The organism is Microbacterium sp., from assembly GCF_040394595.1.
GTDB lineage: Bacteria > Actinomycetota > Actinomycetes > Actinomycetales > Microbacteriaceae > Microbacterium.
In genome coordinates this window covers 22,764-29,138 of sequence record NZ_JBEBSA010000025.1, presented here as the reverse complement: position 1 = coordinate 29,138, position 6,375 = coordinate 22,764, and the positions used below count along the sequence as shown (strand labels likewise).

Annotated in this window: 2 protein-coding genes; both read right to left on the bottom strand. The window is 67.1% G+C overall.

The annotated features are described in order from the left end of the window. Nucleotides 1-2,702 (bottom strand): DNA-directed RNA polymerase subunit beta' (gene rpoC / locus ABWO84_RS15270; RefSeq protein WP_353116086.1); only part of this gene is annotated, 2,702 nt, incomplete at its 3' end. A 44-nt stretch (nt 2,703-2,746) separates the two neighbouring features. Next, nucleotides 2,747-6,250, bottom strand: a complete 3,504-nt coding sequence (gene rpoB / locus ABWO84_RS15265) for a DNA-directed RNA polymerase subunit beta (protein ID WP_353116084.1) — start codon at nt 6,248-6,250, stop codon at nt 2,747-2,749. Between the last annotated feature and the right edge of the window lie 125 nt (nt 6,251-6,375).

Below are 6,375 nucleotides of genomic sequence, written 5' to 3'. Positions count from 1 at the left end.
TTCTCGACGTTCGCGTCGCGCACCAGCTCGCCCTGCGAGTTGGGAGCGGCGATCGCGAGCTCGAGGCCCTTGGTCGTGCCGCAGTCCTGCTCGCGGATGATGACGTCCTGCGAGACATCCACCAGACGACGGGTCAGGTAACCCGAGTCGGCGGTGCGCAGCGCGGTGTCGGCGAGACCCTTACGGGTACCGTGCGTCGCGATGAAGTACTCCGCCACCGACAGGCCCTCGCGGTACGAGGAGATGATCGGACGCGGGATGATCTCACCCTTGGGGTTGTTCACCAGACCGCGCATACCCGCGATGTTGCGGATCTGCAGCCAGTTACCACGGGCGCCCGACGACACCATGCGGTTGATGGTGTTGTCCTCCGGGAAGTTCGCCTTCATCGCGGCCTGGACCTCGTCGGTCGCCTCGGTCCAGATCTTGATGAGCTCCTGACGACGCTCGGCGTCGGTCGTGAGGCCCTTCTCGTACTGCGACTGGACCTTCGCGGCCTGCTTCTCGTAGCCGGCCACGATCTCGGCCTTATTCGGCGGGGTGAGGATGTCGCTCAGGGCGACGGTCACACCGGAACGGGTGGCCCAGTAGAAACCGGCGTCCTTGATGCGGTCGAGGGTCGCGGCGGTCTCGACCTTCGGGTACTCCTCGGCGAGCTTGTTCACGATCTGCGACAGCTTGCCCTTGTCGGCGACCTCGCGCACGAAGGGGTAGCCCTTCGGGAGCGTGTCGTTGAAGATCGCCTGACCGAGCGACGAGTCCACGAGACCGTGGCGGTCGTAGCCATCGGGGGCCTCGCCCTCGAGGAAGGCCAGCCCCGGGATGCGGATGCGGACCTTCGCCTGCAGGTCGAGCGTGCCCTCGTCGTGCGCGAGCATCGCCTCGCCCACCGAGCCGAACGCACGCCCCTCGCCGGCGGCCCCGTCCTTGACCGTGGTCAGGTGGTGCAGACCGATGATCATGTCCTGCGAGGGCAGGGTCACCGGACGGCCGTCCGACGGCTTCAGGATGTTGTTCGACGCGAGCATCAGCACGCGGGCCTCGGCCTGAGCCTCGACCGAGAGCGGCAGGTGCACGGCCATCTGGTCGCCGTCGAAGTCCGCGTTGAAGGCGGCGCAGACGAGCGGGTGCAGCTGGATGGCCTTGCCCTCGACGAGCTGGGGCTCGAACGCCTGGATGCCGAGACGGTGCAGCGTGGGCGCACGGTTCAGCAGCACGGGGCGCTCGCGGATGATCTCCTCGAGCACGTCCCAGACCTCGGGGCGGGTGCGCTCGACGGCGCGCTTCGCAGCCTTGATGTTCTGCGAGTGGCCGAGGTCGATCAGGCGCTTGATCACGAACGGCTTGAACAGCTCCAGCGCCATCTGCTTGGGCAGACCGCACTGGTGCAGCTTCAGCTGCGGGCCGACGACGATGACCGAACGGCCCGAGTAGTCGACGCGCTTGCCGAGCAGGTTCTGGCGGAAGCGACCCTGCTTGCCCTTCAGCATGTCGCTGAGGGACTTCAGGGCGCGGTTGCCGGTGCCGGTGACGGGGCGACCGCGGCGACCGTTGTCGAACAGGGCGTCGACGGCCTCCTGCAGCATCCGCTTCTCGTTGTTGACGATGATCTCGGGGGCGCCGAGGTCGATCAGGCGACGGAGACGGTTGTTGCGGTTGATGACGCGGCGGTACAGGTCGTTCAGGTCGGAGGTCGCGAAGCGGCCACCGTCCAGCTGCACCATCGGACGGAGCTCCGGCGGGATCACCGGCACGACGTCGAGCACCATCGCGGCCGGGCTCATGCCGGTCTCGAGGAACGAGCTGACGACCTTGAGGCGCTTGATCGCACGGATCTTGCGCTGGCCCTTGCCCTCGGAGATCTGCAGGCGCAGGTTCTCCGCCTCGGCGGCCAGGTCGAAGGCGGCCAGACGACGCTGGATCGCCTCCGCGCCCATGTAGGCCTCGAAGTACTGACCGAAACGGTCCTGCAGCTCGTGGAAGACGTCGTCCTCCGGGCGGAGCGCGCCGACCTCGAGCGTGCGGAAGTCCTCCCACACGCGCTCGAGCTTGGCGATGGCCTCGTCAGCGCCCTTGCGGAGCTGCGCCATCTCCTTCTCGGCGGCGTCCTTGACCTTCTTCTTGGCGTCGGCCTTCGCGCCCTCGGCCTCCAGGGCCGCGAGCTCTTCCTCCAGCTTGGCCAGGCGCTCCGCGATCTTGGAGTCGCGGCGGTCGCCGAGCGTCTTCAGCTCGAGGCGGATGTTGTTCTCCTGGGTGGCGAGGTCGCGGTGGCGAGCATCCTCGTCCACCGAGATCACCATGTAGGCGGCGAAGTAGATGACCTTCTCGAGGTCCTTCGGCGCCATGTCCAGCAGGTACCCGAGGCGCGACGGGACGCCCTTGAAGTACCAGATGTGAGTGACGGGCGCGGCGAGCTCGATGTGGCCCATCCGCTCGCGGCGGACGGAGCTCTTGGTGACCTCCACGCCGCAGCGCTCGCAGACGATGCCCTTGAAGCGCACGCGCTTGTACTTGCCGCAGGCGCACTCCCAGTCGCGGGAGGGCCCGAAGATCTGCTCGCCGAAGAGCCCGTCCTTCTCGGGCTTCAGCGTGCGGTAGTTGATGGTCTCGGGCTTCTTGACCTCACCGTACGACCACGCACGGATGTCGTCAGCGGTCGCGAGGCCGATTCGAAGCTCATCGAAAGTAGTTGCGTCGAGCACTAGTTCTCCTGTTTAGAAAATCTGTCGAAATCGAAGGCGGCGGATCAGATCTCGTCGATCGATGCGGCCTCGAAACGGCTGGAGATGTTGATGCCGAGCTCCTCCGCTGCGCGGAAGGCCTCGTCATCGGTGTCGCGGAGGTTCACCGCGGTGCCGTCGGCCGAGAGGACCTCGACGTTCAGGCAGAGCGACTGCATCTCCTTCATGAGCACCTTGAACGACTCGGGGATGCCCGGCTCCTGGATGTTCTCGCCCTTGACGATCGCCTCGTAGACCTTCACGCGGCCGAGGATGTCGTCGGACTTGATCGTGAGGAGCTCCTGCAGCGCGTAGGCCGCGCCGTAGGCCTCGAGAGCCCACACCTCCATCTCACCGAAGCGCTGGCCGCCGAACTGGGCCTTACCGCCGAGCGGCTGCTGGGTGATCATCGAGTAGGGACCCGTCGAGCGCGCGTGGATCTTGTCGTCGACGAGGTGGTGGAGCTTCAGGATGTACATGTAGCCCACGGAGATCGGCGCCGGGAACGGCTCGCCGGAGCGGCCGTCGAACAGCTGCGTCTTGCCGGACGAGCCGATCAGACGGTCTCCGTCGCGGGTGACGCGCGTCGAGTCGAGCAGACCGGAGATCTCCTCCTCGGTCGCGCCGTCGAACACCGGGGTCGCGACCTTGGTGTTCGGGGCCACGTCACGGGCGCCCTCGGGCAGCTTCGCCGCCCACTCCGGGGTGCCCTCGACCTTCCATCCCTGCTTCGCGATCCACCCGAGGTGGGTCTCGAGCACCTGGCCGAAGTTCATTCGACCCGGGATGCCGAGCGGGTTGAGGATCACGTCGACGGGGGTGCCGTCGGCGAGGAACGGCATGTCCTCGACCGGCAGGATCTTCGCGATGACGCCCTTGTTGCCGTGACGGCCGGCGAGCTTGTCGCCCTCGGTGATCTTGCGCTTCTGGGCGATGTAGACCACGACGCGGCGGTTGACGCCCGAGCCGAGCTCGTCGTCGCCCTCCTCGGCGTTGAACTCCTTGACGGCGATGATCGTGCCCTGCTCGCCGTGCGGCACCTTCAGGGAGGTGTCGCGGACCTCGCGGCTCTTCTCGTTGAAGATCGCGCGGAGCAGGCGCTCCTCGGCCGAGAGCTCGGTCTCGCCCTTCGGGGTGACCTTGCCGACGAGGATGTCGCCGGGGCGGACCTCGGCGCCGATGCGGATGATGCCGCGCTCGTCGAGGTCCTTCAGCAGCTCGGGGCTGACGTTGGGGAGGTCACGGGTGATCTCCTCCTTGCCGAGCTTGGTGTCGCGGGCGTCGACCTCGTACTCCTCGATGTGGATCGAGGAGAGGGTGTCGTCCTTCACCAGCTCCTGGCTGAGGATGATCGCGTCCTCGAAGTTGTGACCCTCCCACGGCATGAACGCCACGAGCAGGTTCTTGCCGAGCGCGAGCTCGCCGTTCTCGGTCGCGGGGCCGTCGGCGATGACCTCGCCGACCTCGACGCGCTCGCCGGCGGAGACCACGACGCGCTGGTTGTACGACGTGCCCTGGTTGGAGCGGTCGAACTTGCGCAGGTGGTACTCCTGAGTGCCGCCCTCGTCGAGCTGCACGGTCACGCGGTCCGCGGACACCTCCGTGACGACACCGGCCTTGGCGGCGGTGACCACGTCACCGGCGTCGATCGCGGTGTAGCCCTCCATACCCGTTCCGACCAGCGGCGAGTCGCTGCGGAGCAGCGGCACGGCCTGACGCTGCATGTTGGCGCCCATGAGCGCGCGCTGCGCGTCGTCGTGCTCGAGGAACGGCACGAGCGAGGTCGCGACCGACACCATCTGGCGCGGCGAGACGTCGATGTAGCCGATCTCCTCGGGCAGGAACAGGTCGACCTCGCCGCTGCCGCCCTTGGGGCGTGCCAGGACGTGGCTCTCGGTGAACCGTCCCTTGGCGTCGAGCGGCGCGTTGGCCTGAGCGATGTTGAAGTCGCTCTCCTCGGCCGCGGTCAGGTAGTCGATGTGCTCGGTGACGGCGCCGTTCTCGACCTTGCGGTACGGCGTCTCGATGAAGCCGAACGAGTTGATGCGGGCGAAGGTCGCCAGCGCGCCGATCAGGCCGATGTTCGGGCCTTCCGGCGTCTCGATCGGGCACATGCGGCCGTAGTGCGAGGGGTGAACGTCGCGGACCTCGACGCCCGCGCGGTCGCGGGAGAGGCCACCGGGGCCGAGGGCCGACAGACGGCGCTTGTTGGTCAGACCCGCGAGCGGGTTGTTCTGGTCCATGAACTGCGACAGCTGCGAGGTTCCGAAGAACTCCTTGATCGCGGCGACGACGGGGCGCACGTTGATCAGGGTCTGCGGCGTGATCGCCTCGATGTCCTGCGTGGTCATGCGCTCGCGGACGACGCGCTCCATGCGGGACAGACCGGTGCGGACCTGGTTCTGGATCAGCTCTCCGACGGCGCGGATGCGGCGGTTGCCGAAGTTGTCGATGTCGTCGACGGCCATCCGGATCTCGGTCTTCTTGCCGCCGCGGACGCCCTCGAAGGTCTCGTCGCCGCGGTGCAGGCGCACCAGGTACTTGATGGTCGCGACGATGTCCTCGACCGTCAGCACCGAGTCGGTGAGCGGCGCCGCCAGGCCGAGCTTCTGGTTGATCTTGTAGCGACCCACCTTGGCGAGGTCGTAGCGCTTCGGGTTGAAGTAGAAGTTGTCGAGCAGCGCACGCGCGGCCTCGGCGGCCACCTGCTCGCCCGGACGCAGCTTGCGGTAGATGTCGCGGAGCGCGTCCTCCTTGGTGAGGATGGTGTCCTTCGACAGGGTCTCCTCGATCGACGGGAAGCCGGCGAACTCGGTGAGGATCTCCTCGCTGGTCATGCCCAGCGCCTTGAGGAAGACGGTCACGGACTGCTTGCGCTTGCGGTCGATGCGCACGCCGACCTGGTCGCGCTTGTCGATCTCGAACTCGAGCCAGGCGCCGCGGCTGGGGATGACGCGCGCCGACACGATGTCCTTGTCGGAGGTCTTGTCGGGCGTCTTGTCGAAGTAGACGCCGGGCGAGCGGACCAGCTGCGAGACGACGACGCGCTCGGAGCCGTTGATGATGAACGTACCCTTGTCGGTCTGCAGGGGGAAGTCGCCCATGAAGACCGTCTGGGTCTTGATCTCACCGGTCTGGTGGTTCATGAACTCGGCCTCGACGTACAGCGGGGCGGCGTAGGTCTTCCCGCGCTCCTTGCACTCGTCGATCGAGTACTTCTCGGGCTCGAGGTAGGGGTTCGTGAAGCTCAGCTGCATCGTCTCGCCGAGGTCCTCGATCGGGGAGATCTCCTCGAAGATCTCACCCAGGCCGGACACCTCGGACACGTCGGTGCGGCCGGCCTTCTTGGCCTCGGCGACGCGCGCCTTCCACGCGTCGTTGCCGACCAGCCAGCCGAACGACTCGGTCTGCAGCGCGAGCAGATCCGGGACCGTCAGCGTGTCGGAGATCTTGGCGAACGAGAGGCGGGATGCTCCGCGTCCGTTCTTGGGTGTGGTGGTGGAAGTGGATGCGTTGCGAGCAGCAGCCAAGGGAATAACCTCCGTGGGCCTGTGCGGGGCCCGTTGATTCCTCGTCGTCGGTGGAGTGCGCCGTTCTCTCCGGAGCCTGCGTGTCACTGCCGTCCCCGTCGGTCAGGACGGGAGCGGGGCGCGCA